1 pseudogene is annotated in these 1,091 nt (G+C 70.1%); it reads right to left on the bottom strand.

The features are described from left to right. Positions 1–681: pseudogene (locus GA0115259_RS19680) on the bottom strand (acetyl-CoA C-acyltransferase); the annotation flags it as partial. Between the last annotated feature and the right edge of the window lie 410 nt (positions 682–1,091).

Here is a 1,091-nt window from a genome sequence, read left to right as displayed (position 1 = left end):
CGTCCCGGGCCGCATCGGCTCGTCGGCGGTGGCCAGACCCCAGCCGGTCTCGCCTCCCGCCGGATCGGTACGGCGGATCGAGATCGGCACCAGATCCTGCTGGATCAGACCGTTCGCATACGCCTTGGCGGCCTTCTCCTGTGAACGCACCGCGTACCCGTCGGCACGCAGCTTGGTCAGATGCGGGAAGCGGTCGTGCAGATTCTCGGCCGTCATTCCCATGAACAGCGCCGAGTCGTCGACGAGCTTCTCGCTGACGAACCGGGGATTGGGATCCACACCCTCACCCATCGGATGCCGGCCCATGTGCTCGACACCGCCGGCCACGACGATGTCGTACGCGCCGAACGCGATGGAGCCCGCCGTGCTGGTCACCGCGGTCAGCGCGCCCGCGCACATCCGGTCCACGGAGTAGCCGGGCACGGACTGCGGCAGCCCGGCGAGGATGCCCGCGGTACGGCCGAGCGTGAGGCCCTGGTCACCGATCTGCGTGGTCGCGGCGATCGCGACCTCGTCGATCCGCGCCGGGTCGAGATCCGGGTTGCGGCGCAGCAGCTCCCGGATCGCCTTCACGACAAGATCGTCGGCCCGGGTCTCGTGGTACATGCCCTTCGGGCCCGCCTTGCCGAACGGGGTACGGACGCCGTCGACAAAGACGACGTCCCTGACGGTACGAGGCACGATGGCTCTCCTCCAGGGTGCGGGATGGCACTGCGGGAGCACGCCGAAGCGCGCGCGTACCCATGCTACTCCCCAGTAACCGACCGCGCCCCGTCGGCCGACCGCTTCGTCCTCAATCGCCGGACGGGCTGGTTTTTCCGGCCTGCGGCCGGGCGCGATGGGGCAGGCCCCTACTGACTGCGAACCCGGCACCGTGGCTGCCCGTTCCGTCCTCAAACGCCGGACGGGCTTGGTGGGTGCCCGCACCCACCGCGCACGCGGCCCCGCGCCCCAGGCGCGCACCGTACGGAAGCGACCGACAACCCGCACCCGAAACCGGCCCGCGCTGAAACGCACCCCGAACCACGACCCCTAGGGTCTTTCGTTTGGATCTGGCCGGATCAGGGAGCGGGGTCTGGTGCCGTGGATCG

Source organism: Streptomyces sp. MnatMP-M17, from assembly GCF_900091995.1.
GTDB lineage: Bacteria > Actinomycetota > Actinomycetes > Streptomycetales > Streptomycetaceae > Streptomyces.
Note: the sequence above shows the minus strand (reverse complement) of the source record. Positions and strands in the feature narration are given on the sequence as shown.